Source organism: Burkholderia sp. BE17, from assembly GCF_009362305.1.
Taxonomy (GTDB): domain Bacteria; phylum Pseudomonadota; class Gammaproteobacteria; order Burkholderiales; family Burkholderiaceae; genus Burkholderia; species Burkholderia pyrrocinia_C.
Genome location: NZ_WHNU01000019.1, coordinates 82,291 through 108,277 on the forward strand (window position 1 = coordinate 82,291; position 25,987 = coordinate 108,277).

At 69.1% G+C, this 25,987-nt stretch carries 27 protein-coding genes; 9 read left to right on the forward strand and 18 right to left on the reverse strand.

Annotated elements, in window-relative coordinates; translation table 11 throughout:
- Window positions 1–118 precede the first annotated feature (118 nt).
- The 3 genes from ttcA to GD429_RS17975 form a co-directional block, all read right to left on the reverse strand.
- A complete protein-coding gene (gene ttcA / locus GD429_RS17965; protein ID WP_152858511.1) occupies window positions 119–1,111 on the reverse strand; it encodes a tRNA 2-thiocytidine(32) synthetase TtcA in 993 nt (330 codons plus the stop codon).
- Complete coding sequence (locus GD429_RS17970) at window positions 1,108–1,512, reverse strand: dihydroneopterin aldolase (protein WP_059450683.1); 405 nt, start codon at window positions 1,510–1,512, stop codon at window positions 1,108–1,110. The genes ttcA and GD429_RS17970 overlap by 4 nt, the downstream gene beginning before the upstream one ends.
- Before the next feature lie 75 nt (window positions 1,513–1,587).
- Complete coding sequence (locus tag GD429_RS17975) at window positions 1,588–2,331, reverse strand: SDR family oxidoreductase (protein WP_152858514.1); 744 nt, start codon at window positions 2,329–2,331, stop codon at window positions 1,588–1,590.
- 13 nt (window positions 2,332–2,344) lie between these two features.
- Here GD429_RS17975 and GD429_RS17980 point away from each other — a divergent pair, with 13 nt between their 5' ends.
- Window positions 2,345–3,541, forward strand: coding sequence for a class I SAM-dependent methyltransferase (locus tag GD429_RS17980; RefSeq protein WP_152858516.1), 1,197 nt, complete (start codon window positions 2,345–2,347; stop codon window positions 3,539–3,541).
- A 292-nt stretch (window positions 3,542–3,833) separates the two neighbouring features.
- Window positions 3,834–4,028 (forward strand): DUF2905 domain-containing protein, encoded by a 195-nt coding sequence (locus tag GD429_RS17985; RefSeq protein WP_031399528.1) that lies wholly within the window; start codon window positions 3,834–3,836, stop codon window positions 4,026–4,028.
- A gap of 25 nt (window positions 4,029–4,053) precedes the next feature.
- On the opposite strand, the gene GD429_RS17990 is transcribed toward GD429_RS17985, so the two are convergent.
- The 6 genes from GD429_RS17990 to GD429_RS18020 form a co-directional block, all read right to left on the reverse strand.
- Complete coding sequence (locus tag GD429_RS17990) at window positions 4,054–4,275, reverse strand: hypothetical protein (protein ID WP_034179224.1); 222 nt, start codon at window positions 4,273–4,275, stop codon at window positions 4,054–4,056.
- 123 nt (window positions 4,276–4,398) lie between these two features.
- Window positions 4,399–5,307: a carbohydrate kinase family protein gene (locus GD429_RS17995; protein ID WP_152858517.1), complete on the reverse strand. Its 909-nt coding sequence runs from the start codon at window positions 5,305–5,307 to the stop codon at window positions 4,399–4,401.
- A complete protein-coding gene (locus GD429_RS18000) occupies window positions 5,304–6,584 on the reverse strand; it encodes an AGE family epimerase/isomerase (protein WP_152858520.1) in 1,281 nt (426 codons plus the stop codon). Before GD429_RS18000 ends, GD429_RS17995 begins: the two co-directional genes overlap by 4 nt.
- Window positions 6,581–7,600, reverse strand: a complete 1,020-nt coding sequence (locus GD429_RS18005; protein WP_152858523.1) for a LacI family DNA-binding transcriptional regulator — start codon at window positions 7,598–7,600, stop codon at window positions 6,581–6,583. Before GD429_RS18005 ends, GD429_RS18000 begins: the two co-directional genes overlap by 4 nt.
- Before the next feature lie 392 nt (window positions 7,601–7,992).
- Window positions 7,993–9,843, reverse strand: a complete 1,851-nt coding sequence (locus GD429_RS18015; RefSeq protein ID WP_152858526.1) for an EAL domain-containing protein — start codon at window positions 9,841–9,843, stop codon at window positions 7,993–7,995.
- 225 nt (window positions 9,844–10,068) lie between these two features.
- Window positions 10,069–11,103, reverse strand: coding sequence for a bile acid:sodium symporter family protein (locus GD429_RS18020; RefSeq protein ID WP_152858529.1), 1,035 nt, complete (start codon window positions 11,101–11,103; stop codon window positions 10,069–10,071).
- 346 nt (window positions 11,104–11,449) lie between these two features.
- On the opposite strand from GD429_RS18020, the gene GD429_RS18025 reads away from it, so the two are divergent.
- From GD429_RS18025 to GD429_RS18035, 3 genes are all read left to right on the forward strand, one after another.
- Window positions 11,450–11,944, forward strand: coding sequence for a peptide-binding protein (locus GD429_RS18025; protein ID WP_152858532.1), 495 nt, complete (start codon window positions 11,450–11,452; stop codon window positions 11,942–11,944).
- A gap of 376 nt (window positions 11,945–12,320) precedes the next feature.
- Window positions 12,321–13,397, forward strand: a complete 1,077-nt coding sequence (locus tag GD429_RS18030) for a porin (protein WP_152858534.1) — start codon at window positions 12,321–12,323, stop codon at window positions 13,395–13,397.
- A gap of 184 nt (window positions 13,398–13,581) precedes the next feature.
- Complete coding sequence (locus GD429_RS18035) at window positions 13,582–14,544, forward strand: LysR family transcriptional regulator (protein WP_152858537.1); 963 nt, start codon at window positions 13,582–13,584, stop codon at window positions 14,542–14,544.
- 128 nt (window positions 14,545–14,672) lie between these two features.
- Here GD429_RS18035 and GD429_RS18040 read toward each other — a convergent pair whose 3' ends face one another.
- Window positions 14,673–15,632, reverse strand: coding sequence for an NAD(P)H-dependent flavin oxidoreductase (locus tag GD429_RS18040; RefSeq protein WP_152858539.1), 960 nt, complete (start codon window positions 15,630–15,632; stop codon window positions 14,673–14,675).
- A 282-nt stretch (window positions 15,633–15,914) separates the two neighbouring features.
- On the opposite strand from GD429_RS18040, the gene GD429_RS18045 reads away from it, so the two are divergent.
- Window positions 15,915–16,811 (forward strand): alpha/beta fold hydrolase, encoded by an 897-nt coding sequence (locus tag GD429_RS18045; protein ID WP_152858541.1) that lies wholly within the window; start codon window positions 15,915–15,917, stop codon window positions 16,809–16,811.
- Window positions 16,812–16,841: 30 nt separating this feature from the next.
- On the opposite strand, the gene GD429_RS18050 is transcribed toward GD429_RS18045, so the two are convergent.
- The gene (locus tag GD429_RS18050) at window positions 16,842–17,333 is read right to left on the reverse strand and encodes an Lrp/AsnC family transcriptional regulator (protein ID WP_047899190.1); all 492 of its coding nucleotides are present in this window, start codon (window positions 17,331–17,333) and stop codon (window positions 16,842–16,844) included.
- Window positions 17,334–17,445: 112 nt separating this feature from the next.
- On the opposite strand from GD429_RS18050, the gene GD429_RS18055 reads away from it, so the two are divergent.
- A complete protein-coding gene (locus tag GD429_RS18055) occupies window positions 17,446–18,348 on the forward strand; it encodes a DMT family transporter (protein ID WP_152858543.1) in 903 nt (300 codons plus the stop codon).
- 254 nt (window positions 18,349–18,602) lie between these two features.
- Here the strand turns inward: GD429_RS18055 and GD429_RS18060 are convergent, their stop codons facing one another.
- Genes GD429_RS18060 through GD429_RS18075 form a run of 4 tightly spaced genes read right to left on the reverse strand, consistent with a single transcriptional unit; the run spans window position 18,603 to window position 21,252 of the window.
- Entirely contained in the window at window positions 18,603–18,809 is a 207-nt protein-coding gene (locus tag GD429_RS18060) for a DUF1289 domain-containing protein (RefSeq protein WP_152858545.1), read from the reverse strand.
- Entirely contained in the window at window positions 18,806–19,312 is a 507-nt protein-coding gene (locus GD429_RS18065; protein ID WP_034179210.1) for a YbaK/EbsC family protein, read from the reverse strand. The genes GD429_RS18060 and GD429_RS18065 overlap by 4 nt, the downstream gene beginning before the upstream one ends.
- Before the next feature lie 26 nt (window positions 19,313–19,338).
- On the reverse strand, window positions 19,339–20,271 hold the full coding sequence (locus GD429_RS18070) for a hydroxymethylglutaryl-CoA lyase (protein ID WP_152858547.1): 933 nt from the start codon (window positions 20,269–20,271) through the stop codon (window positions 19,339–19,341).
- Window positions 20,272–20,310: 39 nt separating this feature from the next.
- Window positions 20,311–21,252 (reverse strand): 2-hydroxyacid dehydrogenase, encoded by a 942-nt coding sequence (locus tag GD429_RS18075; RefSeq protein WP_152858549.1) that lies wholly within the window; start codon window positions 21,250–21,252, stop codon window positions 20,311–20,313.
- A 333-nt stretch (window positions 21,253–21,585) separates the two neighbouring features.
- Between GD429_RS18075 and GD429_RS18085 the strand changes: the two genes are divergently transcribed.
- The gene (locus GD429_RS18085) at window positions 21,586–22,209 is read left to right on the forward strand and encodes an RBBP9/YdeN family alpha/beta hydrolase (protein WP_152858551.1); all 624 of its coding nucleotides are present in this window, start codon (window positions 21,586–21,588) and stop codon (window positions 22,207–22,209) included.
- Between the two features lie 235 nt (window positions 22,210–22,444).
- On the opposite strand, the gene GD429_RS18090 is transcribed toward GD429_RS18085, so the two are convergent.
- Both GD429_RS18090 and GD429_RS18095 read right to left on the reverse strand, forming a co-directional pair.
- Window positions 22,445–22,729 (reverse strand): hypothetical protein, encoded by a 285-nt coding sequence (locus GD429_RS18090; protein WP_152858554.1) that lies wholly within the window; start codon window positions 22,727–22,729, stop codon window positions 22,445–22,447.
- A 167-nt stretch (window positions 22,730–22,896) separates the two neighbouring features.
- Window positions 22,897–23,817 carry a LysR substrate-binding domain-containing protein gene (locus tag GD429_RS18095; protein WP_152858556.1) on the reverse strand — a complete coding sequence of 307 codons (921 nt, stop codon included), beginning with the start codon at window positions 23,815–23,817 and terminating at the stop codon, window positions 22,897–22,899.
- A 112-nt stretch (window positions 23,818–23,929) separates the two neighbouring features.
- Between GD429_RS18095 and GD429_RS18100 the strand changes: the two genes are divergently transcribed.
- Window positions 23,930–24,568, forward strand: a complete 639-nt coding sequence (locus tag GD429_RS18100) for a glutathione S-transferase family protein (protein WP_152858559.1) — start codon at window positions 23,930–23,932, stop codon at window positions 24,566–24,568.
- Window positions 24,569–24,623: 55 nt separating this feature from the next.
- Here GD429_RS18100 and GD429_RS18105 read toward each other — a convergent pair whose 3' ends face one another.
- The gene (locus tag GD429_RS18105; protein WP_152858562.1) at window positions 24,624–25,895 is read right to left on the reverse strand and encodes an MFS transporter; all 1,272 of its coding nucleotides are present in this window, start codon (window positions 25,893–25,895) and stop codon (window positions 24,624–24,626) included.
- Window positions 25,896–25,987 lie beyond the last annotated feature (92 nt).

Consider the following 25,987-nt stretch of genomic DNA (forward strand, 5'->3'; position numbering starts at 1 on the left):
GGAGTTCGAAGCCGTCCATTTTAGCATGCGGCCCCTGTCGTTCCGGGCCTGTCGCGGCGGGGCGGCAGCGCCGGAAAAGGGCTGGGCGGCCCCGTTCCGGCGGGTCTTCCGACCCCGCTTACAGGTCGTCGAACTGGACGATCGAGATCGGTTGCGCGGCACCCGGCGCCGCTGCGTCGTCGCCCGACGCGCACGGCTCCTCGTCGAACGCGATGTCGCCCTGCGGATCGGCAACGCCGGTCGCGCGCAGCGACGTGAACGGGAACAGCGTCGTATCCATCAGGTGCGACGGCACGACCTTCGCGAGCGCGTTGAACATGTTCTCGACGCGACCCGGGAAGCGCTTGTCCCATTCGCGGATCAGCGCCTTCATTTCCGCGCGCTTCAGGTTCGGCTGGCTGCCGCACAGGTTGCACGGGATGATCGGGAATTCGCGCAGCTCCGCGTATTTCTCGAGATCGGTTTCCTTCACGTACGCGAGCGGGCGGATCACGATGTTCTTGCCGTCGTCCGACTGCAGCTTCGGCGGCATCCCCTTCAGTTTGCCGCCGTAGAACATGTTGAGCAGCAGCGTCTGCACGATGTCGTCGCGGTGGTGGCCGAGCGCGATCTTGGTCGCGCCGAGCTCGCCGGCCACGCGGTACAGGATCCCGCGGCGCAGCCGCGAGCACAGCGAGCAGGTCGTCTTGCCTTCCGGTACGAGCCGCTTGACGATGCTGTAGGTGTCCTGGTTCTCGATGTGGAACGGCACGCCGACCTGCTTCAGGTACTCGGGCAGCACGTGCTCGGGGAAGCCCGGCTGCTTCTGGTCGAGGTTCACCGCGACGATGTCGAAGTCGATCGGCGCGCGCTCGCGCAGGCGCAGCAGCACGTCGAGCATCGCGTAGCTGTCCTTGCCGCCCGACAGGCAGACCATCACCTTGTCGCCCTGCTCGATCATGTTGTAGTCGCCGATCGCCTGGCCGACCTGGCGCACGATCCGCTTGAACAGCTTGTTGTTCTCGTACGCTTCCTTCTGCTCGCGGCGCGTCAGCGCCTGGCGGCCGGCCGGGGCGGTCGCGTCGAGGGTGGCGGCGTCGGCCGCCGTGTCATTCATGTGGGGGGCGTTCATGCGCGCTCCTCGTCCTTGATGCGAAAGACTTCGACGCCGACGGCGTCGCAGTCCGGATAGGCGTCCGGTTTCTCGGTACAGACGCGTACCGCGCGCACGGCGTCGTGCGCCAGCAGGTTCGCGGCGATCGCGTCGCACAGCGTTTCCTGCAGGTGGATGTGGCCGCGCGCCACGCACTGCGCGACGCTCTGCTTCATCAGGTCGTAGTCGACGACTTCATGGAGACGATCGTCGACGGGGGTGGACAGCGCGAGCGGCACGAACAGGTCGACGTTGATGACGACGCGCTGCTCGCCGCGCTTCTCGTGTTCGAAGGCACCGATGTTGATGTGCACCTCGTAATCGCGCAGGTAGAGCCTGCGGCAATCCGCGAGGCGGGGGTGCAGGAGAGCGGAAAACATGGTCGTCCCAGTCAAATTGGCGTGCGCGCACGCAAAGCGGCGCGGGCGGCGGCAGTCAGGCCGCGCGCCCGCGGTTCATTCATTCGGGCCGGCGGCGGGCGGCACGAGGTGCTCGCCGCCGTCGACGGTCAGCGTCGCGCCCGTGACGCCGGGCGCGCTCGCGAGATAGCAGGCCGCCGCCGCGATGTCGTCCGCGTGCGCCGCGTGGCCGCGCACCAGTGCCGCGACCCGCACCTTCGGCGCGAGCGCGAGCGCCAGCGCCGACGTCGCGCGGTTCAGCGCGGCCTGCATCAGCGCGTGCGACAACTGCGCCGGCGCCGGGTGAAACAGCGCCTGGTCCAGCACGTGGATCGCGCACGCGCGCAGCGCTTCGTGCTCGCGCGCGGCGTCGGGTGTCGCATCGGCGAGCGCGCGGGCCAGCGCGAGCGGCGCCGTCACGTTGCGCGCGAGCGCGGCGGCGAGCGACGCACCGTCCAGCGTGTGCGCGTCGTCGGTGCCCGCGCTGGCGCTCACGAACACCGCGCACGCGGGCCGGCCGAGCGCCGCGCCGCACGCGGCGACCAGTGCGGCCGCATCGGTTTCCAGGGCCAGATCGGCGTCGAGCACGGCCGCGCGGCGGCCGAGCGCCGCGACTTCGGCGACGATCGCATCGGCGGCCGCGCGCGGCGCGCCGTGGCTGCGCTGCAGCGCGACGTCCCAGCCGCGGCGCGCAAATCCCGTCGCGAGCGCACGGCCGATCGACGCGGCGTCGGCCGCGCTGCCCAGGGCACCCGCGACGAGCACCACGCGCGGGGTCGACGTATCGGCTGAAACGGTCATTTACAATGCCGGGATGAACCCGAAAGCTCACGAACCCGCTAGTTTACCTGCTCCCGGCCCTGACGCGCTCGCGCAGTCCGAAACCCTTGCCGCGCAACTGCGCGACGAGATCGCGGCGGCCGGCGGCTGGCTGCCGTTCGACCGCTTCATGGAGCGCGCGCTGTACGCGCCGGGCCTCGGCTATTACAGCGGCGGCGCGCGCAAGTTCGGGCGCCGCGCCGACGACGGCAGCGACTTCGTCACCGCGCCGGAGCTGTCGCCGCTGTTCGCGCAAACTCTCGCGCAACCGGTCGCGGAAGCGCTCGTGGCGAGCGGCACGCGCCGCGTGATGGAATTCGGCGCCGGCACGGGCAAGCTCGCGGCCGGGCTGCTCGCGGCGCTCGACGCGCTCGGTGTCGAACTCGACGAATACCTGATCGTCGACCTGTCCGGCGAGCTGCGCGAACGGCAGCGCGACACGATCGAAGCCGCCGCGCCGGCGCTCGCCGCGAAGGTGCGCTGGCTCGATGCGCTGCCCGAGCGGTTCGAGGGCGTCGTGGTCGGCAACGAGGTGCTCGACGCGATGCCGGTGCGGCTGTTCGCGAAGGCAGGCGGCGCATGGCACGAGCGCGGCGTCGCGCTCGACGCGCGGCACGCGTTCGTGTTCGAGGACCGGCCGGCCGCGCCGGCCAGCCGGCCGCCGGTGCTCGCGGGGCTTATCGACGATGTCGCCGACGGTTACGTGACCGAGACGCACGAGGCCGCGCTGGCGTTCACGCGCACCGTCTGCACGATGCTCGCACGCGGCGCGGTGCTGCTGGTCGACTACGGCTTTCCCGCGCACGAGTACTACCATCCGCAGCGCGACCGCGGCACGCTGATGTGCCACTACCGCCACCACGCGCACGACGACCCGTTCCTGTACCCGGGCCTGCAGGACATCACCGCGCACGTCGAATTCACCGGCATCTACGACGCGGCCGTCGCCGCCGGCGCCGACCTGCTCGGCTACACGTCGCAGGCGCGCTTCCTGCTGAACGCGGGCATCACCGACGCGCTGGCCGCGATCGATCCGTCCGACATCCGGCAGTTCCTGCCGGCCGCGAACGCGGTGCAGAAGCTGATCTCCGAAGCCGAGATGGGCGAGCTGTTCAAGGTGATCGCGTTCTCGCGCGGTATCGACGGCACGCTCGACGCGTTCGCGCGCGGCGACCGCTCGCACGCGCTTTGACTAGGGTCTGTTTACATATGGAACGCACATGCGAATGCCCGAAATCGCTCGTAGGGCAAGAAGTGAGGAGCGCCGTTTGGCCGCGCCAAACAAGCGACGAACGACGCCGCCATACGAGCGATTTCGGGCATTCCCGTGACATGAATTTTTTAATTTGGGGTTGCCACGAGAACGGCCGCTCGCCGCGTTGCGCTCCTTGCGAATACGTCCAGTATTCGCAGCGTCGCGCGCCTCGCGAGCGGCCGTTCTCGTGGCAACGCATGCGCGTTCCATATGTAAACAGACCCTCGACATGCTGCGCTGGCTGATGACGTCGTTCGTCGCGGTGATGATCCTGACGCGCTGCTGGCCGTGGCTCGGCAAGCTCGGCATCGGGCGGATGCCGGGCGACGTCACGCTGACGCTCGGCGGGCGGCGCTACCCGTTCCCGTTCATGTCGACGCTGGTGCTGACGATGCTGGTATCGATGGTGGCGCGGCTGCTCTGAGCCGCGCCGGAAAGGGCGGTGCGCGTTACATCTCGATCTCGCCGAGGATCCGGTGCGCGAGCGCCTTCGCCTCGTCGAACGCTTCTTCCTCGCTGGGGCTCGTCGAGTGGACGTCGTAGCGCGTGTTCTCGGTGTCGTCCCCGTCGTCCCGCGCGAGGATCACGTAACCCTGGAACTGCCCGTTGGCCGAATGCTGGGTATGCGCCTTGGCCGTGTAGATGCCCTTCGTGAACGTGTTCGTGTCCATCGTGCCTCTCCCGCAAAAGGACACTTCATCGTAGCACTGCGGCGCAGCATGTACAGCGCGGCTTATCGGTGACCGAACGGTGTCCGGTCGCCGTCCGATCATCCTTCGACGATCAGCCCTCGATCAGCCCTCGATCAGCGCGACGACCTCGTCGAGCGTCGGCGCGTGCGCGCCCGTGTGCCGGCACGCGGCGGCGCCCGCCGCCAGCGCGAACGCGAGATGCTCGCGCCACGATCGCTGCGGCGCGGCCATCAGGCTGAACAGCATGCCGCCGATCGACGCGTCGCCCGCGCCGACGGTGTCGGCCACTTCGACGCGCGGCGGGCTGGCCTCGTGCACGTCGCCGTCCGCGTAGAGCGTCGCCGCCTGCGCGCCGCGTGTGACGAGCACGGCCGCGCGCGGGTTCAGCGCGCGCACCGCCGCGACCGCGTCGGGGCCGTCGCCGCCGAACAGGTGCCGCAGGTCCTCGTCGGACACCTTGATCAGGTCGGCGAGCGCGGCCATCTTCTCCAGCGTCGGCCGGTACGCGGCCGTCATCAGGTTGCGGACGTTCGGGTCGAAGCTGATCTTCACGCCGCGCGCGTGCAGGTCGGCCGCGAGCGCGGCCAGCGTGCCCGCGAGCGGTTCGCGCACCAGGCTGATGCAGCCGAAATGCGCCCATTTCACGTGCTCGGTCCAGCCGGCCGGCAGCCGCGCGGGATCGAACGCGAGATCGGCGCTCGCTTCGCCGATGAAGAAGTACGCGGGCGGGCGCGTCTCGTGGACGATCGCGAGCAGCGGCGGCCGTGCGACACGCTGCAGGAAGCGCAGGTCGAGCCCGGCCGCGTCGCTCGTGCGCCACAGCACGTCGGAGAAGCAGTCCTCGCCGATCGAGCCCGCGAGCGCGCTCGGCACGCCGAGCCGCGCGACCGCGCGCGCGACGTTCCAGCCGGCGCCGCCCGGCACCGACGTCCACTGCGCATCGCCCGCGCGCACCATGTCGGTCAGGATGTCGCCCGCCGACACGAAAGCCGGAAACGTGCCGCCGCTCATTGCGTCGGCTCGCTGCGCGGCGTGCGCGCAAGGGTCGCGAGCACGTCGTAGCACGCGCCCATCGTGTGATAGTCCGTCTTGCCGGCCGGGCTCTTCTCGTCGCTGTACTTGCGGTTGTCGCAGGTGAGGATCCGGTACCACGCGCCGTAGCGGTGGTCGACGAAATGCGCCCAGCTATAGCGCCAGATCTCGTCGTACCAGTCCCAGAAGCGCTCGCTGCCGGTGCGCGCGCCGAGCATCGCGGCCGCCGCGAAGGTTTCCGCCTGCACCCAGAAGTACTTGTTGTGGTCGCAGATCGTGAAGTCGGGGCCGAAGCCGTAGTACAGGCCGCCGTGATCGGCGTCCCAGGCGTGCGTGAGCGCCGCGTCGAACAGTTCGGCCGCGCGCGGCACGAGCCAGTCGAGCGGGCGGTGCCGCTCGAGGATCAGCAGCAGCTTCGCCCATTCGGTCTGGTGCCCGGGCTGGAAGCCCCAAGGACGGAAGATGTTCGAGCTGTCTTCCTTGTTGTAGTCCCAGTCGACCGACCAGTCCGCATGGTAGTGCTCCCACACGAGCCCGCCCGACAGCGCGGCCTGGCGCTGCGTGACGTGGCTTGCGAGCTTTTCCGCGCGATCGAGGTACGTGAGGTGGCCGGTCGCCTCGTAGGCCGCGAGCAGCGCTTCCGTCATGTGCATGTTCGCGTTCTGGCCGCGGTACGACGACACGATCCAGTTCGGCGTCGCGTCGTCCGCATACAGGCCCGCGGCCGCATCCCAGAAGCGGTGCTCGGCCAGCTCGTAGGTCGCCGCGATCAGCGGGCGTGCCTCGTCGATGCCGGCCATCGTCGCGTGCGCGGCTGCGAGCAGCACGAACGCGAGCCCGTAGCAGTGGCGCGTGCCGTCGAGCGTCGCGCGCTTCGCGCCGTCGCGCCAGTCGAGTTCCCAGTCGTAGCCCTGCAGTTCGTCGTCCCAGTGCACGTCGCGCAGGAAGCGCAGCCCGTGGCGCGCGTACTCGAGGTGACGCGGATCGCCGAAATGCCGGTACGCCATCGCGTAGTTGAAGACGAACCGGCAACTGCTGACGAGGTGGCGCGACGTGCGGTTGTAGATGCTGCCGTCGTCGCGGAAGTAGTGATAGAAGCCGCCTGTCGGGTCGAACGCGTTCGTCGCGTAGAAGCGCAGTGTGTCCTCGACGTGCGACAGCAGGAACGACGGATCGCGGAAGCTCGTGACGATCGGCGCGGCTTGCGTGTGGGCGGCCGGCGCGGCCGTGCAGGGTTGGACCGGGGGCATGTTCATGATTCGGTGACCGTGGCGGTATCGAGTGCCGGAGAGCCGGCGGGCTGGCTGCTGGCCCGCACGATCAGCTCGACGGGCAGAGAAATCTCGGTGTGCTCGGGCGCTTCGGCGAGCAGCAGCTCGACGCCGCGGCGGCCGAGCGCTTCCTTGTCGACCGACAGCGTCGTGAGCGGCGGGCTCGCGTGCGCGGCGGCCGGAATGTTGTCGAAGCCGACGATCGCGATGTCGTCCGGAATCCGCAGGCCGCGCGCGGTGCACACGCGCTGCGCGGCCAGCGCGGCCGCGTCGTTGTATGCGAAGACGGCGTCGGGGCGCGGGCCCGGCGCGTCGAGCAGTTGCGCCATCGCGCGCGCGGCGCCGGTGTCGGGGTCGAGCCCCGCGTCGATCGTCACTTCGTATGCGGGATCGAACAGCCGCCCGGCCTCGAAGAACGCGCGCCGGTAGCCGATCGCGCGCTGCGCGATGCTGTAATGCGCGGGCGAGCCGCCGATGAACGCGATCCGCGAGCGACCGGTGGCGAGCAGGTGGCGCATCGCGAGCGCGGCGCCCGTCGCGTTGTCGATGTTGACCGAGCGCAGCCCGGGCGCCCACAGGTCGATCAGCACCAGCGGCCGGCCGGTCGCGGCGAGCGCCTCGATCGTCTCGGGCTCGATGAAGCCGGCGACCGCGATCGCGTCGGGCGCGTGCGGGCGCATCTGGCGCAGCACGTCGTCGTTCGGGCCGACCGTGAGCAGCGTCGGCACGATGCCGCGCTCGCGGCAGGCGTCCTCGACGCCGTGCAGCACGTGCGAGAAGAACGGGCTTGCGGGAAAGCGGTTGTGCTGGCGGTGCAGCAGGAAGGTGAGCCGGCGGATGCGCGGCCGCAACTGCGCGGGATCGTAGCCGAGCTGCTGCGCGATCTCGACGATGCGCGCACGCGTTGCTTCCGACAGGCCCGGCTGGTTTTTCAGCGCGCGGGAGACGGTGCCGATCGAGACCTCTGCCGCCCGCGCGACATCGCGAATGGTGGTGCCCATCGTTCGGGGTTCGGTTTGTTTAGGTTGAAAGCGATTGTATAGTAAAACACTTCGCGGAATTCGGGCCGGATTGCCGGGGAATACCCGCGAATAGTGGCTTTTTATGCGCTAATCTGCGAAAACGCCGTTACTAAAAATACTAAACAAAACGCGAAAAAGGCAAGGTGGTCGTGCGGGTGCCCGGTGGCGCGGGCGGGCTGGCTGGAAGAGGCGGGAAGAGGCCGGGAAGTGGGCGGAAAGCGGGCGCGGTTTCGAGCCTCGGCGCAGGGTGCGTGACGGCCTGCGCGGGTGGGCGGAAGCCGATGCGCAACGATTCGGCCGGTTGACTGGCCGTCGCCAGTCCCCGTCGCACCGAGCGCAGCCGTATCCCGCGCTCGATGATCGCCCGCCGTTCAGTCCGCCGCCACCGTCACCGCCGCGGCCGGCGGTTCGCCGCGATTGCGCAGCGCGGCGCGGCCCGCGTCGAGATCGACGACCGCGAGCCCGTTCGGCTGCTGTTTCGCGCGCCGCTTCGCGAGCGCCGCGACCGACGCGATCTCGTCGCTGCCGTAGCGCTTCGCGCCGTGCGCGCCGGCCGGCACGCCGACCGCGCCGATCGCCATCGTCACGAAACCGAAGAACGCCGGGTTGCCGTGGCGGTCCTCGCCGCGCAGCCCGCCCGCCTGCCGGTCGGCCTGTGTGTAGAAGCGCTGCGCGCCGTCGTTGAAGCGCGCGATCGCGTCGGTCGCGCGCACGTGCCAGTCGTCGTGCTGGAACAGCACGAGGAAATCGTCGCCGCCGACGTGCCCGAGAAAGTCGCGCTGCGGGTCGCACACGCCGGCCAGCACCGTCGCGGCGAACTTCAGCACCTCGTCGCCCTGCCAGTAGCCGTACTGGTCGTTGAACGGCTTGAACTGGTTCAGGTCGACGTAGCACGCATGAAAGCCGGCGTCGCGCTGGAGCAGGCGGTCGATATGCGCGCTGATCGGGATGTTGCCGGGCAGGAACGTCAGCGGGTTCGCGTAGCGCGCGGCTTCGATGCGCATCTCGGTCACCGCGCGCACGAGGCTCTCGCCGGTGCCGAGCCCGACGTAGCGGCCGTGCTCGGTGATCACGAAGCCGTCCGCGAGATAACGCTGGTCGTGGCTCGCGAGCAGCATCGCGAGCTGCTCGAACGTCGTCGCGTTGTCGATCATCAGCGGCGCATCGTTCGCGAACTGCAGGCACGGCTTCTTCCCGAACACCTCGCGGTGATACGGCAGCGCGAAGCGATCGATGAAGCCGCGGCGATTCACGAGCGCGACGGGCCGCCCGCGTTCGACCAGCGCGACCGCGTGCAGGTCGGGCATCCGGTTGAACAGGTCGAGCACGTCGTTGCTGGTCGCGTCGCACGACAGTGCCGGCGCGGGGACGAGCATCTTCGCGGCGATCGTGCCGGCCGGCCGCATGGAGCGCGTCGCGCCGGGAAACACCGCGATGTGCGGCGCGCGGATCGCATCGCGCGCGGCCGGCGCGATGACCCGCGACGGCTGCGCGTCCGGCCGGCCGAGCAGGAAGCCCTGCACGCAGCAGATCCCCATGTCGCGCACGACGATCAGGTCGCATTCGTTCTCGATGCCTTCCGCGATCAGTTGCGCGCCGCTCGCCTGCGCGAAGTGCTGCATCGCCCTCACGGCCTCGAACTTGAGCGGGTCGCGCGCGATGTCGTGGATGAAGAAGCGGTCGATCTTCACGACGTCCGGATGCAGGCGCAGCCACAGGTTCATGCTCGCGTTCGCGGTGCCGTAGTCGTCGAGCGCGAACTGGATGCCCGCATCGCGCAGCGACGCGACCGCCGGCCCGATATGCGCGACATCGGGTATCGCGTTCTGCTCGGTCAGCTCGATCACGATGCGCTCGGCGCGGACCCGCGCGCGGCCGAGCAACTGGCACGCGCGCTCGCGTTCGATGGCGAGTTGCAGGATCGTCCCCGCGCTGAAATTGAGGAACAGCTTGCCGTCGCAGCCGAGCGCCGCGAACGCGTCGAGGCAGGTGAGCGCGGCAGCCTGTTCGAGCGCGATGGTCGCACCCTCGCGCGCGGCCTGCGCGAACAGCGCGGCGGGCGGCTCGAGGTCGGTGCCGCGCGGGCCGCGTATCAGGCCTTCGTAGCCGACGACCGTCCCCGACCCGAGATCGACGATCGGCTGGAAAACGGCGGCGAGCGCGCGATCCGCGATCAGGCGCATGGTGCTGGCGGCAGCGGAGTCGGAGTGGAGCGCGGGCATGGGTGAGGGCAGCCGAATCGACGGGACGTTCGGCTTAACGGCAACGCTCGCGGGGAATTGAATGAAGATTTCGTGATGCGATGGGCGCTGATGGTGCATCGCGTTGGACGCGCACCGGTGCGCGTTTGGAAGGCGGGAAGACGGAAGGCGGGAAGGCGGAGCGTGGAGGGTGGAGAGCGGGAAGCGGGCACGCCCCCATCCAGTGACCGTCCCGCCCCCTTCCCGTCAGCGCTTGCCCGCGTTCAGCGCGCCGGGCGCCGATGCCTTGCCGTCCTGCCCGCCGCGCTCGCCGCTCATGTCGCGTGCGCCCCAGCGCTGCGCGAGCGCCGCGCACGCCATCAACTGGATCTGGTGGAACAGCATCAGCGGCAGCACGATCGCGCCGACCGCGTTCGCCGAGAAGATCACCTTCGCCATCGGCACGCCGGCCGCGAGGCTCTTCTTCGATCCGCAGAAGATGATCGTGATCCGGTCGGCCCGATTGAAGCCGAGCCGCTTGCCGACGAACGCGGTCAGCAGCAGCGCGATCGCGAGCAGCACGAGGTTGACGACCAGCAGGCCGCCGAGCGCGCGTGCCGGGATCTGGTGCCACAGGCCCTCGTTGACGGCCTCGCTGAACGCGACGTACACCACGAGCAGGATCGAGCCCTGGTCGACGAAGCGCAGCACGCCGCGGTTGCGTTCGATCCAGCCGCCGATCACGGGCCGCAGCAACTGGCCGGCGATGAACGGCACGAGCAACTGCATCACGATGCTGCCGACGGTGCTCCACGGCGATGCCGCGGCGGCCGACTGCGACGTGATCATCAGCCCGACGAGCGCCGGCGTGACGAAGATCCCGAGCAGGCTCGACGCCGATGCCGCGCAAACGGCGGCCGGCACGTTGCCCTTCGCGATCGACGTGAACGCGATCGACGACTGGACCGTCGACGGCAGCGTGCACAGAAACAGCACGCCCGCATAAAGCGCCGGCGTGACGAGCGGCTGCAGCACGGGTTTCAGCGCGAGGCCGAGCAGCGGGAACAGCGCGAACGTGCTGAGCAGCACGACCGCGTGCAGCCGCCAGTGGGTCGCGCCGGCGACCACCGCCTCGCGCGACAGCTTCGCGCCGTGCAGGAAGAACAGCAGGCCGACAGCGATGTTGGTCGCCCAGTTGAACGCATGGGCGGCCGGGCCGCGGCACGGCAGGAGGCTCGCGAGCACGACGGTGCCGACCAGTGCGAGCGTGAAGTTGTCGGGAAGAAAACGGGGGCGGGCCATCGGGAACTCGACTCGGAAACGACGGAGGCGCGCGTCGCGCGCGCGAATGCCGCTATTGTCCCGGTTGGCTATTCAATACACAAATTCATTGTGAGAATCGATTGATGATTCGATTTCATGCGACAACGGCCGTCGCGCCTGCCCGGCCATGCGCAAAACGGCAGAAGAATGTTCTGTCGCGTTCGCGCCCTGAAGTGAAAAAACCTAGCAGTAACATGGTGTTACACCGATGCCGGCGACCTAACACTTTTTGGCTCGACACGGTTTCGGGCGGCTCATAAATTACTGCTGAAAGCCTTGCGTCGGCCGAAAGGAGCCGACGGCAGGCGTGGACAGGCACTGAACGATGACGGAACGTGTGAAACGGAAGATCGGACGATGGGTGGCAGGCGTGCTCGGTGCGCTGCTGATGCCGCTTGCGCTCGCGCAGCCGCCACACGGCGGTCATGGGTTCGGCGGTCACGGTTTCGGTGGCGGCGACATGCGCGCGTTCGGTCAGCAGGCTGGCGGCGGGTTCGGTGGCGGGCCCGTCTGGCGCCGTGTTCCGCCCCCCGTCGGGGCACGCGCCGGCGGCGTGAGCGGCTACGGCTCCCGCTGGGGGCTGCGGCCGACGCCGTCGTACGGCCATTACGCGGCGCAAAGCCCGTATCGCCCGATCAGCGCCGATGCGCGCCAGATGCCGCGCCCGCCTGGCGGCGGCAACGTGCCGCTGCGCGCCGGTTCGATCCGCGCCGACGTCGCGCGCTACAACGAGGAGCGCGGCGGCCGTCCGATGCCGCCGCCCCGCTCGCAGGAAGAGCCTGCGCACTCGCCGTATTTCTCCCCGTTCTACCGAAACTGAGCGCCCGCGCGCCAGCGCAAGCCCGTTATTAGCGGGAACAGGCCCAGGCCCCCGCCGGCTGATGCGAATTCGCCACAGTCGCGCGCAGATTTCCGCTGATTTTCCCGTCGCATTGCGCTATCTTTCGCGCCCGGCTCGCGTGCGCCACGCCGCCGTCCCGTCGCGCGACCGCTTTCGCGCGGGGCCGCCGCGGTGCATCCGGCCACGTATCGATTCCGTGAAGTTAATGCTGGCGCTATACCAGCAATAAGTGTGCGCAATTTTGACCGGACAAATGATCCGTAAAGATGGCTGCGCCCCATACGACGCAAGCACTCGGCTCCCAAAAACAACGCTCGCGCCACTTATCGACCATTCGACAAAACCTGGAGATCCCATGAAAGCATTTGCTCGCCGTGCGTCGCGCACGTCCGTCAAGCTGATCGCCGCGGCTGCCTGCGTGGCTGCGACCGCACCCGTTTATGCGCAATCGAGCGTGTCGCTCTATGGCCAGGTCGACGAATGGGTCGGCGCGACCAAGTTCCCGGGCGGCGATCGCGCATGGAACGTGTCGGGCGGCGGGATGTCGACGTCGTACTGGGGCCTGCACGGCGCAGAGGATCTGGGCAACGGCTACAAGGCGATCTTCACGCTGGAAAGCTTCTTCCGCGCGCAGAACGGCCAGTTCGGCCGCTTCCAGGGCGACACGTTCTTCGCCCGCAACGCGTACGTCGGCATCAGCTCGCCGTACGGCACGGTGACGGCAGGCCGCCTGACGACGCACCTGTTCCTGTCGACGATCCTGTTCAACCCGTTCTACGACTCGTACACCTTCTCGCCGATGGTGTACCACGTGTTCCTCGGCCTCGGCACGTTCCCGACCTATCCGAGCGACCAGGGCGCGGTCGGCGATTCGGGCTGGAACAACGCGGTGTCGTACACGTCACCGTCGTTCGGCGGACTGAATGGCAGCGCGATGTACGCGTTCGGCAACCAGGCCGGCGACAACGGCTCGAAGAAGTGGAGTGCGCAGTTCAACTATGCGAACGGCCCGTTCGCGGCGACCGCCATGTATCAGTACGTGAACTTCAACAACGGCCCGCGCGACCTGAGCGCGCTCGTCGCCGGCATGAAGAGCCAGGGCATCGCGCTGGTCGGCGCGACCTACGACCTGAAGCTCGTGAAGCTGTTCGGCCAGTATATGTATACGAAGAATGACCAGGTCGCAGGCAGCTGGCACGTGAACACCGCGCAAGGCGGCGTGTCGGTGCCGCTCGGCGTGGGCAACGCGATGGCGTCGTACGCGTATTCGCGCGATGCAGGCGGCCTCGACCAGACGCGCCAGACCTGGGCCGTCGGCTACGACTACCCGCTGTCCAAGCGTACGGACGTCTACGCCGCGTACATGAACGACCACATCAGCGGCCTGTCGACCGGCAACACGTTCGGCGCAGGTATCCGCGCGAAGTTCTGACGCGCACGCGCGATCGGCGTGCCGGACCCTCGCGAAAATCGCGCATTCCGGCCGCATGTTTTCCCGCCCGAAACGGCGCCGCCTCCCCGCGGTGCCGTTTTGCCTTTGTTGACCTTTCTATTTCCCTGCCTTTGTTACCCTATCTCGTAATTGGACCATTCCCCCGTCATTACGAGCTAGTTCGATGGATACCCTCGTCAGCATGAATGTGTTTCGCTACGTCGTCGAAGTGGGCAGCTTCGTCGGCGCGGCCGAGCGCATGCAGATGTCGGCTGCGATGGCGAGCAAGCACGTGATGCATCTCGAGCAGCAGCTCGGCGCGCGGCTGCTGCATCGCACGACACGACGTGTCGCGCCTACCGAGGCGGGACGCGAATATTACGAGCGCCTCGTGCAGGCGCTGTCGGAACTCGACGAAGCCGGGCAGGCCGTCGGCGCCGCGAGCGTGGTGCCGCAGGGCCGCCTGCGCGTGACGTCGCTGTCCGCGTTCGGGCTGCGGCACGTGATGCAGGCCGTCACCGATTACGCGGGCCGGTTCCCGGACGTGACCGTCGACATGACGCTGTCCGATCGCGTGGTCGACCTGATCGAGGAAGGCTACGACGTCGCGGTGCGCGCGGCGCCGAACGGATTGAAATCGTCGTCGCTGGTCGCACGGCAGATCGCGACCGCGCACATCCTGCTCGTCGCGTCGCCCGAGTATCTCGACAAGCACGGCACGCCCGAAACGATCGCCGATCTCGCGCACCACAACTACCTGCGGCGCGACTCGAATTCGACGATGCTCGACTCGCTCGTGATCGACGCGGCGGCGGCGTCGCGCGTGACCCTCAACGGCAACCTGATCGTGAACCATCTCGAAGGGCTGCGTGCGGCCGTGCTCGCGGGCGCGGGCATCGCGCTGCTCGGCACCGAGGTGGTCGGCGACGACATCGAATCCGGCCGGCTCGTGCCGGTGCTGCTCGATTCGGTGCCACCGCACGAGGCGCCGATCTACGCGGTGTACGCGAGCCGCCGTCACGTGTCGGCGAAGGTGCGTTCGTTCGTCGATTTCCTCGCGGCGCGCTTCGAAGGACAGTCGCTGTGCCCGTCGATCGAGTCGCGCCTGCGCGTGCTGCCGATCACGCGGATCAAGCGCGCGGGCTGAGCCGCGTGTCCCGCGGCGGCGGGGCGATGAAAAAAAAAGCGCGAACCGCTGCGGTTCGCGCTTTTTGTTTTGTCCGACGGGATTGGCGGCGGCAGTGGCGAATGCGGCCGCAGTGGCCGCCGCATCCGTCAGCGTGCGATGCCGAGCCGCGCCTTCGCGTCGTCATACTCGCGCTTCAGGCGCTCGACGAGCTCGCCCACGCTCGGCAGGTCGTCCATCAGGCCGACGCCCTGGCCGGCGCCCCAGATGTCCTTCCATGCCTTCGTCTTGTCGCCGCCGAAATTCATCTTCGTCTTGTCGGATTCCGGCAGCGCTTCCGGATCGAGGCCGGCTTTCTCGATGCTCTCGCGAATGTAGTTGCCGTGCACGCCGGTGAAGAGGTTCGTATAGATGATGTCGGACGATTTCGCGTTCAGGATCGCGTGCTTGTAGTCGTCGATCGCGTGCGCTTCCTGCGTCGCGATGAAGCGCGTGCCCATGTACGCGAAATCGGCGCCCATCGCCTGCGCGGCGAGGATCGAGCCGCCGTTCGCGATCGAGCCGGACAGCACGATCGGACCGTCGAAGATCTTGCGGACCTCGCCGACGAGCGCGAACGGCGACGTCGTGCCCGCGTGGCCGCCCGCGCCGGCCGCGACGAGGATCAGCCCGTCGACGCCGGCTTCGAGCGCCTTCTGCGCGTGGCGCAGGTTGATCACGTCGTGCAGCACGATGCCGCCGTAGCTGTGCACCGCGTCGACGATCTCGCGCGCCGGCGCGCGCAGGCTCGTGATGAAGATCGGCACCTTGTGCTCGACGCATACGCGCACGTCGTGTTCGAGCCGCGCGTTCGACTGGTGGACGATCTGGTTGACCGCGATCGGGCCGATCACCGCGTCCGGGTGTTTCGCCTTGTGGTCGGCGAGCTCCGACTGGATCTGCGTGAGCCACTCGTCGAGCAGTTCGGCCGGACGGGCGTTGAGCGCGGGGAACGAACCGACGATGCCCGCCTTGCATTGCGCGAGCACGAGTTCGGGGTAGCTGACGATGAACATCGGCGACGCGATGACGGGCAGCGTCAGGTTCTGCAGGACGGTGGGCAATGCCATGTGATGTCTCCAGTCTCCAGGTCGGGCCGGCGCCCGCGCGGTCGCGCCGACGCCGACACCATGCTTTGCGGTCGAACGGTGATTCGAGTGTAGCTGCGGACGAAGTCGTTCGTTCATATTAATACGAACGGTCGTGCGATTCTACGCGAGCTTAACAAAATGCGCGGTGCGGCGGCAATCGAGTGAGTGTTCTCTTTCTACGGATTCTGGTTGTTGCACCGCTGTGCAGACGCACGAGCGCTCCTAAAATAGTCGCCATAACAAACCAACGAGAAATAAACCATGTCGTTTGAGGCGTTTGCACCGTTTCGCGTGACGGTGCAGGACACCGACATCTTCGGTGTCAAAGGAGGCGCGGGCCCGCCGCTCCTGTTGCTGCACGGGCATCCGCAAACCCACATGATCTGGCATCGCGTTGCCGCGACGCTCGCGAATCACTTCACGGTGATCGCCACCGACCTGCGCGGATACGGCGCATCGGGCCGGCCGCCGAGCGACGCGCGGCACGCGCCGTATTCGAAACGGGCGATGGCGGCCGACCAGGTCGCCGTGATGCGGCATTTCGGCTTCGAGCACTTCCATGTCTGCGCGCACGATCGCGGCGCGCGTGTCGCGCACCGGCTCGCGCTCGATCACGCGGACGCCGTCGAGCGGATGATGCTGCTCGACATCGCGCCGACGCTCGCGATGTACGAGAAAACCGATCGCGCGTTCGCGACCGCGTATTTCCACTGGTTCTTCCTGATCCAGCCGGAGCCGCTGCCCGAGACGCTGATCGGCGCGCATACCGATGCATACATCGAGCGCGTGATGGGCAACCGGTCCGCCGGGCTCGCGCCGTTCGCGCCCGAGGCGCTCGACGCATACCGCGCCGCGCTCGCGCAGCCGGGCGCCGTGCACGCGATGTGCGAGGACTACCGCGCATCGGCGACGATCGACCTCGAGCACGACCGTGCGGATCTCGAGCGCGGCAACAAGGTCGCGTGTCCGCTGCGCGTGCTGTGGGGTGAGCACGGGATCGTCGGGCGCTGCTTCGATCCGCTCGACGAATGGCGTCGCGTCGCACGCGACGTCAGCGGCCGCGCGCTCGAATGCGGGCATTACATTCCGGAAGAGGCGCCCGTCGCGCTGATCGACGAACTGCTCGCGTTCTTCGAGGCGCGCGACCCGGCCGCATAAGGGCGCGCGCGGGCGGCGCGGGCCGTCCGCTCAGCGGTGCGCGTTGTCGTCCTCGACGAGCGGCGGCAGGCGGCGCGGCACGGGCGTCGATTTCACGATCGCGGTGCTCGTCTCCGCGCGCTCCGTCACCTTCGACAGGATGTCGTCGAGGTGCTCGATCGTGCGCAGGTAGAGCCGGCAGATGAAGCAGTCTTCGCCGGTCACCTTGTCGCATTCGACGAATTCGGGAATCCGCCGCAGCAACTCCTCGACCAGGTGCAACTGGCCCGGCAGCGGCTTCACGCGGACGATCGCCTGCAGCGTGTAGCCGAGCGCGCGCGGATCGAGCTCGACGGTGAACGCGGCGATCACGCCTTGCGCCTCGAGCCGCCGCACGCGGTCGGCGGTCGCGGGCGCCGACAGCCCGATCTGCCGCGCGAGCTCGCTGGTCGCGATGCGCGCGTCGTCGGCCAGCGCCGCGAGGATCGCGCGGTCGGTCGCGTCGAGCGACGCGACGGCGGGTGGGGAAAGGCGTTTCGGCATGATCGCTTTGCTTTCGAAGGTAAATCGGCTGATTCACTTCAGTTTAGCCGTGGTTACGGCGAAAGCAAGTTTCTAGAATCGAAGTCATCCACTCTCATCAACGGAGTTCAAGATGGCCTCGAATGAAATTCGCCGCGGTGCCGCCGAAATGATCGTCGCGATGATGATGTCCGGCACGATCGGCTGGCTCGTGATGTCGTCGCAGCAACCGCTGACGAACGTCGTGTTCTTCCGCTGCCTGTTCGGCGCCGCGACGCTCGCGATCGTCTGCGCGGCGTTCGGTTTCCTGCGCCGCTCGCTGTTCTCGCCGCGGATGCTCGCGCTCGCGGCGCTCGGCAGCGTCGCGATCGTCGCGAACTGGTTGCTGCTGTTCGCCGCCTATTCGCGCGCGTCGATCTCGATGGCGACCGCCGTCTACAACACGCAGCCGTTCATGCTCGTCGCGCTCGGCGCGATCGTGTTCCGCGAACGGGTCACCGCGTCGACGGTCGCGTGGCTCGCGCTCGCGTTCGCCGGGCTCGTCTTCGTGGTGCGCGTCGAACCGGCCGTGCTCGCGGTGCCGGGCGAATATCTGGAAGGCGTCGCGCTGTCGCTCGGCGCGGCATTCCTGTATGCGATCTCGTCGATCGTCACGAAGCACCTGAAGGGCACGCCGCCGCATCTGCTCGCGCTGCTGCAGGCCGGCCTCGGGATCGTGCTGCTCGCGCCGTTCGCGCACTTCGATACGCTGCCCGCGACTGCCGGGCAATGGCTCGATCTCGTCGTGCTCGGCGTCGTGAACACCGGCCTGATGTATGTGCTGCTGTACGGCGCGATCCAGAAGCTGCCGACCGCGATGACCGGCGCGCTGTCGTTCGTGTATCCGGTGGTCGCGATCGTCGTCGATCACGTTGCGTTCGGGCAGACGCTCGCGTGGACGCAGGTGTTCGGCGCGCTGCTGATCCTGCTCGCGGCGGCCGGCGTGAATCTCGGCTGGCGCATCGTGCCCGCGCGTCGTACGGCGGTCGGCAACTGAAACGGTCGTACGATTCGGCGCCGCGACGGGGCGCCGCCGCGGCTCGCCGGGGGCGGATTTCGGGTACGAGGATTGCGCGCGGATTGCGCTCGAAATGAGCCCGCGCGCATGCGCGAAAGACGCTGTAAGAAGTTGTAGGGAAACACCCGATGCGATGCGGCCGCGTCGCTCGTATCATGCGGGCTGTGACGTTGATCACGTTCACAGGATTCCGATCTCGACGCCGTTCGCCCGTGAGGCTGAACGGCTTTTTTTTATGTGCCGCTCCCGGCGAGCATGCGTCGCCGCGCATCGAGGCGCGAGAGCAGCGCGCGCCGCGCGTCGTCGTCCGACGCACGCCATCCCTTGATCTCGTCGCGCGTGCGCAGGCAGCCCGCGCACCAGTCGGTGCGCGGATCGATCCTGCAGACGTCCGTGCACGGCGAGGCGACCGTGCCGACCGGCACCTGCACGTCGCTCATGCGTTGTCCCGCAATGCGACGTCCGCGACCGGTGCGCCCGTCAGCGACACGAGTTCGTGCGGCGACAGGTTGAACACCGCGTGCGGATGGCCGGCGGCCGCCCACAGGCTGTCGAGCTCGAGCAGGTCTGCATCGATCAGCGTGACGGGCTCGACGAGATGGCCGATCGGGCAGACACCGCCGATCGCATAGCCGGTGTTGTCGCGCACGAACTTCGCGTCCGCGCGGCCCACCTCGCCGACCTGCGCGGCAACCTTCTTTTCATCGACGCGGTTGACGCCGCTCGCGACCACGAGCACGGGCGCGCCGTCCGACTGCCGGCGAAACAGGATCGACTTCGCGATCTGCGCGACCTCGCAGCCGAGCCCGGCCGCGGCCTCGGCCGACGTCTTGCCGGTTTCGGCGAGCATCACGATGCCTTTCGCATGGCCGCGCTCGCGCAGCAGCAGCGCGACTCTGCGCGCGGAATCGGGGAGGGAATCGAATGAAGCAGGTGTCGTCATGTTGAGGAATCCATGGAATGCCGGGGTCAGACGCAGTTCGCGGCGTCGGCCGCGCTCTGCGCCTTGGCGAGCAGCGCGCGACCGGCGCGCGACACGTTCGTGCGGCCGATCGCATTCGAGATGAAGTCGCCGGCGGCGACGACTTGCGCGAGATCGACGCCGGTGTCGATGCCGAGGCCCTGCATCAGGTACAGCACGTCCTCGGTCGCGACGTTGCCGGTCGCGCCCTTCGCGTACGGGCAACCGCCGAGGCCGGCGACCGACGCGTGAAAGATCTCGATCCCTTCGAACAACGCCGCGTAGATGTTCGCGAGCGCCTGGCCGTAGGTATCGTGGAAGTGGCCCGACAGGCGTTCGCGCGGGAACACGCGCGTGACGGCCGAGAGCACTTCGCGGGTGCGCTTCGGTGTGCCGACGCCGATCGTATCGGCGATGTCGATCTCGTCGCAGCCGAGCGCCGCGAAGCGTTCGACGACGTCGACGACCGACGCGACCGGCACCTCGCCCTGGTACGGGCAGCCGAGCGTGCACGACACGCTGCCGCGCAGCCGCAGGTCGGCGTCCTTCGCGGCCTTCGCGACGGGCTCGAAGCGCGCGATGCTCTCGGCGATGCTGCAGTTGATGTTCCGCTGCGAGAATGCCTCGCTCGCCGCGCCGAAGATCACGACTTCGTCGGCGCGCGCGGCGAGCGCGTTCTCGAAGCCCTTCAGGTTCGGCGTGAGCACCGAGTACACGGTGCCCGCGCGGCGCTCGATGCCGGCCATCACGTCGGCGCCGTCGGCCATCTGCGGCACCCATTTCGGCGACACGAACGATGCGGCCTCGATGTTGCGGAAACCGGCGCGCGACAGGCGGTCGACGAGCGCGATCTTCACGTCGGTCGGCACGAAGGTCTTCTCGTTCTGCAGCCCGTCGCGCGGGCCGACTTCGACGATCTTGACGGCGGTGGGGAACGTCATGGTTGTCTCCTGGTTCCTGGTATCTGTGTAGAGCGGAATTCAATAACCGCGCGCGTAGTCGACGATGCCGCCGACGCGCTCGCCGCGCTCGAATGCGCGGATCTTGCCGGCGATCTGCTCGACGGCCTCCGCGCGCAGCGTCTCGGCGGAGCTGTGCGGCGTGATCGTGATGCGCGGCGCGCGCCAGAACGGATGATCGTCCGGCAGCGGTTCGTGCTGGAACACGTCGAGCGTGGCCGCGGCGATCCGGCCGCTCGCGAGCGCGTCGAGCAGGTCGGCCTCGACGAGATGCGTGCCGCGCGCGACGTTGACGACATACGCGCCGGGCGCGAGCCGCGCGAACGCGCGCGACGACAGGATGCCGTCGGTGTCGGGCGTGCTCGGCAGCAGGTTGACGAGCACCTTCGCGCCGTCGATGCATGCGTCGAATGCACCGTCGCCGGCGAAGGTCGCGATGCCGTCGAGCTGCTTCGCGCTGCGGCTGTAGCCGCGCACCGGCAGGCCGAGCGCGGCGAGCGCGAGCGCAACCTGCGCGCCGAGCACGCCGAGGCCGAGCACGGCGACGGTGAACGTTGCGCGCGGATGCGGTTCGAGCGGAAGCCAGCGGCGCTCGCGCTGCTGCGCATCGTATTCGTCGAAACGACGCAGGTAGCGCAGCACCGCGTGCGTCACGTATTCGACCATCTGCCGTGCCATGCCCGAATCCTCGAGCCGCACGAGCGGCACGTGCGCGGGCAGCGTGCCCGGATGCGCGCGGTCGAGCGCGAGCAGCGCGTCGACGCCCGCGCCGAGGTTGAAGATCGCGCGCAGGCCGTCGCGCGGCGCGAACAACTCGCGCGGCGCGCGCCACACGAGCGCGTAGTCGGCGGCGGCCGTGTCGCCCGGCTGCCATGCGCGCAGTTCGGCTTCCGGCAGCGCGTGCGCGATCTCGTCGCGCCACGCGGCGGCTTCCTGGTGCGGGGAAAAGAACAGGATCTTCATTGCATGACTGCGCGCGCGCCGGCGAGGCTCGTCACGGAAAAGGCGAGAGTAGCCGGGCGCGGCGCGCCGGCGGGCGTAGCGGACATCGGGCGTCTCCTGACGGCCGGGCCCGGCGCGTCGGCGCCCGGCCCGGTCCGGTGTGAAGCTGACGGGAAGCCCACATTCTACGGTTTCGCGGCACATCGCGCCGTCGCGCGGGCCGGCCGCCCGGCGCGGGTTGGAGCCGGGCCGCCGGCGCCAGGCCCGCGCAAAAGCAAAGCACAAAATATTGGTTCGGCCGCCGGGCGCCGCGCGCCACAATCGAAACTCGTCTTCAAGCAAGCGAGGGCAATCATGCGCGCATGCAGCAAATCGGCGTGGCCGCCGCGGCTCGTCACCGTTCCGGGCCTGCACGGCAGCGAAGGCGCTCACTGGCAGAGCTGGCTCGAGCGGCAGTTCCCGCGCTCGCTGCGCGTCGAGCAGGACGACTGGGACGCGCCCGATCTCGCGCGCTGGGCGCAGTCCGTGCGCGCACTGCTCGACCGCGAGCGCGGCCCGTTCGTGCTCGCCGCGCACAGCTTCGGCTGCCTCGCGGCCGCGCATGCGCTCGCGCAGTGGCCGCATGCGGGCGACGTCGCGGGCGTGCTGCTCGTCGCGCCCGCCAGTCCGAAGAAATTCACGTTTGCCGGGCCGTTCGACGCGCGCCGGCTCGCGGTGCCGTCGATCGTGATCGGCAGCGAGACCGATCCGTGGATGCCGCTCGCCGATGCGCGCACGCTCGCGCAGCGCCTGGGCAGCGCGTTCGTTAATCTCGGCGACGCCGGGCACATCAATACGGCGGCCGGCTTCGGGCCGTGGCCGCGCGCGAAGTACTTCGTCGACACGCTCGTCCATTGCGCGGCGCCGCTGCGCTTTCGCGATGCGGACGACGGCTTCGAGGCCGCGCTTGTCGACCGCGCGCTCGCGCACGCGGTCTGACGGGCGGCGCACGCTGCGCGGCGGCTGCCGCGCCACGCCGTTGCGCTTACGACGCGGAGACGGGCTGCACCGCGGCCGGATCCGAATAGCCCGGCCGGCCGTTCTCGACGAGGCCCGCGAAACGGCGCGAGAACGTGCCGTTCGCGCCCGCTCACCGTCACGTCATGCCATTGGTGGCTCGATGACGGCATGTTGTCCACCTCGGCTCTGCGGTTGGAGGACGGAATCGGCGCGATCAGCTCGGCGAAGATGCAGCCGTGGCCGACGCGGCCGCGTTCGACGCGGGCTTCGCATCGTCGTCGTCATCGGGCGGGTAATGCACGACGGGCGGCGCGAGCGGGGCGGCACCGGACGCGGCGGCATTCGCGCTGGCATCGCTGTTGAACGCGCTGGCGGAGCCGCTCGATGCGCCGGCCTGCTGCGATGCGTCGGCCGCGTGCGCGTCGTGCGGCGCGTCGTCGCTGCAGGCGGCGACCAAAGCGGCGGCACAAAGAACGACGACGACGGAAACGCGACGCATGACTTCTCTCCTGGCAGGCTGATCGGGAAACGTTTTCGAGTATGCCGGTGCGATGCGACGTTTCGGTGAATCGTTTGCGATCGGCGTGTGATCGCGAAACGCCTTCGTCAAACTAACGGATTACTTTCGCGTGCGTGCGGCCATCGCCGACCGCCGACCGCCACCTGTCAGCGCCGCGGCGTCCTGCGCCGCACTTCGCTGCGCAGCCAGTCGAGCCAGGTGCGGATCGCCGCTTCGTGCGGATGGCCGGGGCGCCACACGACATAGTGCGCGTACACGTCGGTCACGCGCACCGTCGACACGCGCACGAGCGTGCCGGCCGCGAGTTCGGGCTCGATCAGCGAGCGGCGTGCGAGTGCGACGCCGCGCCCTTTCAGCGTCGCGTCGATCAGCGCGTTCGCATCGGTGAAGCGCGGCGCGCGCGCGGATTCGGTGAGATCGAGCCGCGCGGCCTGGAACCACGGTTCCCACGGCTGCGCGGGATGGCGCAGTAGCGTCGCGCGCAGGAGATCGGCCGGCGCGCGCGGCGCGATGCCGTCGCGATTGCGGTACGCGGGGCTTGCGACCGGAAAGATCGTCTCGTTCATCAGCTTCTCGGCGACGACGCCCGGCCACGTGCCGGGCCCGTAGCGCAGCGCGACGTCGATGCGGTCGCGCTTGCGCAGCGGCGCGAGCGTCGCGTCCGGGTGCAGCGCGATCGCGATGTGCGGATGCGCGGCCGAGAAGCGCGGCAGGCGCGGCGCGAGCCAGCGCTCGGCGACGCTCGGCAGCACGCTGACGTTCAGCGTGACGTCGCAGGTGCGCGGGCGGCTGCGCACGGCGAGCGTCGGCTCGAACGCGCGTTCGAGCACGCTCAGGCCCTGGCGCACCTGCAGCGCGAGCGCGTGCGCGGCGTGCGTCGGTGTCGCGCCGTTGCGCTCGCGCGTGAAGAGCGGGTAGCCGAGCTGCGCCTCGAGCGCGCGGATGTGCTGGCTGACCGCGCCTTGCGTGAGTGCGAGTGTGTCGGCCGCGCGCGTGAAGCTCTGCAGCCGCACGGCGGCCTCGAACGCGCGTAGCGTCTGCAGCGGAGGGAGGTGGATGCGTCGCATGCGGGTATTAGTAATACTAATGTCCGGGCACGACAATTCATCGTTTGCGGCGTCCGGCCACGCGTTCCTACACTCGGTTCCGTCTTCTACAGCCCGGTCGGGCCACATCAACATGAACGCATACCGTCTCTATCTTTCGCCGGGCGCCTGCTCGCTTGCCGCCCACATCGCGCTGGAGGAAACCGGCGCGCCGTTCGACGTCGAGATCGTCTCCGTGCAGAAACAGCAGAACCTCGAAGCGCGCTATCTCGCGATCAACGCGAAGGCGCGCGTGCCCGCGCTCGCGATTCCGGGCGAGCCGCGCGTGCTCACCGAAACGCCGGCGATCCTCACGTATCTCGCGCGCCGTTATCCGGATGCGCGATTGCTGCCGCTCGACGATCCGCTGCGCGAGGCGCGCTGCCACGAATGGCTCGCCTGGCTGGTCGGCTGGGTGCATGGCGTCGGCTACGGCGCGCTGTGGCGGCCGGGCCGCTTCATCGGCGATCCGGCCCTGCACGGTGCGGTCAGCACGCACGGGCGCGGCACGATCGATGCCGCGAACGAGAAGATCGAAGCCGCGCTCGCCGACGGCCGCGCGTGGGCCGAACCGGGCGGCCATTCGATCGTCGATCCGTTCCTGCTCGTGCTGTATCGCTGGGGCGTCGCGATCGGGCTCGACATGACGCGGCATCCCGCGTGGACCGCTCATGCGCAGCGCGAGGCCGAACGGCCGGCCGCGCGGCGTGCGTTGGCGCGCGAGGCGGGCTGACGGATGCGCGGGCGTCGTTGTCTATGCGGAGACGCCCGCGTGCAACATGCGGCCGCTATCGCGCGGCGAACAGCGGATAGGTCGCGCCGGCGACCAGCGCGGCCGCGAGCCAGACGACGCTCCACGAACTGACGGCGAGCAGCGGCGGAATCGCGAGCGGCGTCGCGAACAGCCCGAGGTAGACGATCGTGTTCGCCATCCCGAGCGCGGTGCCCGCGTGGTTCGCGCCGGCGAGCGTCGCGAGCTCCGTATACGCGACGCCGTGCCATGCCGATACGCAGACGCCCGCGAACACGAGAATCGCGACGATCGCCGCGAGCGGCACGTGCGGGCTGCCGGCCGTCGCGGCAGCAAGCAGCGCGAACGACCCGGCGGCGACGAGCACCGAACCGCGCAGGTACGCGCGGCGGTTGCCGTGCCGGTCGGTATGGCGGCCGCTCCAGACGCGCATCACCATCGCGCCGAGCTGCAGCGCGACCATCGCCGCGCTGATGCCGGCGAGGCGGAGCCGGCCGAAGTCGTGCAGGAACACCGTCGCGAACGTGAGCACCGCGAACTGCGGCGTGCACAGCAGGCCCATGCCGAGCACGATGCGCCACACGCGGCCGCTCGCGAGCGGGCCGCGCGCATGCCGGGCGGGCTGCTGCTGTTCGACGGGACGATGCACGGTGCCGTGCACGGTGGCCGGCGCGGCGGGCGGTTCGCGCAGCCAACGCCAGGTCAGCGCGGCCGATCCCGCGCACAACAGCATCAGCGCACCGAACACCGCGGCGAAACCCAGGTGCGACGCGAGCGACGGCAGCAGTGCCGCGCCGATGCCGCCGCCGAGCGGCACGGCCGTCTGGCGGATGCTCATCGCGAGGCCGCGTTCGCGCTCGCCGAACCAGCGCATTACCGCGCGCCCGCTCGACCCGTTTACGCTGCCGCCAAGCAGGCCGACGCAGCTCATCATCGCGACGACGCGCACCAGCGGCGGCACCGCGTGCGCGGTCGGGACGATCGCGCACATCATCAGCGCGAGCATCGCGGCCGTTGCGACGAGCCCGGTCAGCAGCACGCGGCGATCGCCGAAGCGGTCGGCGGCGATTCCCCAAGGCAGCTCGGACAGCGCGACGCCGAAGCCGAGCGCGCCGAGCACGAGGCCGAGCGCGCCGTTGTCGAGGTGATAGGCCGTGCGCATCCACACGGCGGTGGTCGGAATGCCGGCCGCGGCAGCCGAAAAGCTCATGTTCGCGGCGACGCCGGCCGCCAGCACGCGCCAGCGGTGGGCCGGCCCGCGCGCGTCACGCGCCGGCGAGGAGGGGGAAGCGATGCAGGTGGTATCCATGGCGGCAGGCCTGGTTGGAAATTGACATCGACAGTCTGGCGGCCTACATTCATCCTGAAAATCGGAAAGTTTTTGATGAATCGTTCGATGAA

What these genes read in the sequence shown, in the direction of transcription:
- ttcA (WP_152858511.1), bottom strand. Translation starts at nt 1,111, where the DNA reads ATGAACGCCCCCCACATGAATGACACGGCGGCCGACGCCGCCACCCTC.
- GD429_RS17970 (WP_059450683.1), bottom strand. Translation starts at nt 1,512, where the DNA reads ATGTTTTCCGCTCTCCTGCACCCCCGCCTCGCGGATTGCCGCAGGCTC.
- GD429_RS17975 (WP_152858514.1), bottom strand. Translation starts at nt 2,331, where the DNA reads ATGACCGTTTCAGCCGATACGTCGACCCCGCGCGTGGTGCTCGTCGCG.
- GD429_RS17980 (WP_152858516.1), top strand. Translation starts at nt 2,345, where the DNA reads ATGAACCCGAAAGCTCACGAACCCGCTAGTTTACCTGCTCCCGGCCCT.
- GD429_RS17985 (WP_031399528.1), top strand. Translation starts at nt 3,834, where the DNA reads ATGCTGCGCTGGCTGATGACGTCGTTCGTCGCGGTGATGATCCTGACG.
- GD429_RS17990 (WP_034179224.1), bottom strand. Translation starts at nt 4,275, where the DNA reads ATGGACACGAACACGTTCACGAAGGGCATCTACACGGCCAAGGCGCAT.
- GD429_RS17995 (WP_152858517.1), bottom strand. Translation starts at nt 5,307, where the DNA reads ATGAGCGGCGGCACGTTTCCGGCTTTCGTGTCGGCGGGCGACATCCTG.
- GD429_RS18000 (WP_152858520.1), bottom strand. Translation starts at nt 6,584, where the DNA reads ATGAACATGCCCCCGGTCCAACCCTGCACGGCCGCGCCGGCCGCCCAC.
- GD429_RS18005 (WP_152858523.1), bottom strand. Translation starts at nt 7,600, where the DNA reads ATGGGCACCACCATTCGCGATGTCGCGCGGGCGGCAGAGGTCTCGATC.
- GD429_RS18015 (WP_152858526.1), bottom strand. Translation starts at nt 9,843, where the DNA reads ATGCCCGCGCTCCACTCCGACTCCGCTGCCGCCAGCACCATGCGCCTG.
- GD429_RS18020 (WP_152858529.1), bottom strand. Translation starts at nt 11,103, where the DNA reads ATGGCCCGCCCCCGTTTTCTTCCCGACAACTTCACGCTCGCACTGGTC.
- GD429_RS18025 (WP_152858532.1), top strand. Translation starts at nt 11,450, where the DNA reads ATGACGGAACGTGTGAAACGGAAGATCGGACGATGGGTGGCAGGCGTG.
- GD429_RS18030 (WP_152858534.1), top strand. Translation starts at nt 12,321, where the DNA reads ATGAAAGCATTTGCTCGCCGTGCGTCGCGCACGTCCGTCAAGCTGATC.
- GD429_RS18035 (WP_152858537.1), top strand. Translation starts at nt 13,582, where the DNA reads ATGGATACCCTCGTCAGCATGAATGTGTTTCGCTACGTCGTCGAAGTG.
- GD429_RS18040 (WP_152858539.1), bottom strand. Translation starts at nt 15,632, where the DNA reads ATGGCATTGCCCACCGTCCTGCAGAACCTGACGCTGCCCGTCATCGCG.
- GD429_RS18045 (WP_152858541.1), top strand. Translation starts at nt 15,915, where the DNA reads ATGTCGTTTGAGGCGTTTGCACCGTTTCGCGTGACGGTGCAGGACACC.
- GD429_RS18050 (WP_047899190.1), bottom strand. Translation starts at nt 17,333, where the DNA reads ATGCCGAAACGCCTTTCCCCACCCGCCGTCGCGTCGCTCGACGCGACC.
- GD429_RS18055 (WP_152858543.1), top strand. Translation starts at nt 17,446, where the DNA reads ATGGCCTCGAATGAAATTCGCCGCGGTGCCGCCGAAATGATCGTCGCG.
- GD429_RS18060 (WP_152858545.1), bottom strand. Translation starts at nt 18,809, where the DNA reads ATGAGCGACGTGCAGGTGCCGGTCGGCACGGTCGCCTCGCCGTGCACG.
- GD429_RS18065 (WP_034179210.1), bottom strand. Translation starts at nt 19,312, where the DNA reads ATGACGACACCTGCTTCATTCGATTCCCTCCCCGATTCCGCGCGCAGA.
- GD429_RS18070 (WP_152858547.1), bottom strand. Translation starts at nt 20,271, where the DNA reads ATGACGTTCCCCACCGCCGTCAAGATCGTCGAAGTCGGCCCGCGCGAC.
- GD429_RS18075 (WP_152858549.1), bottom strand. Translation starts at nt 21,252, where the DNA reads ATGAAGATCCTGTTCTTTTCCCCGCACCAGGAAGCCGCCGCGTGGCGC.
- GD429_RS18085 (WP_152858551.1), top strand. Translation starts at nt 21,586, where the DNA reads ATGCGCGCATGCAGCAAATCGGCGTGGCCGCCGCGGCTCGTCACCGTT.
- GD429_RS18090 (WP_152858554.1), bottom strand. Translation starts at nt 22,729, where the DNA reads ATGCGTCGCGTTTCCGTCGTCGTCGTTCTTTGTGCCGCCGCTTTGGTC.
- GD429_RS18095 (WP_152858556.1), bottom strand. Translation starts at nt 23,817, where the DNA reads ATGCGACGCATCCACCTCCCTCCGCTGCAGACGCTACGCGCGTTCGAG.
- GD429_RS18100 (WP_152858559.1), top strand. Translation starts at nt 23,930, where the DNA reads ATGAACGCATACCGTCTCTATCTTTCGCCGGGCGCCTGCTCGCTTGCC.
- GD429_RS18105 (WP_152858562.1), bottom strand. Translation starts at nt 25,895, where the DNA reads ATGGATACCACCTGCATCGCTTCCCCCTCCTCGCCGGCGCGTGACGCG.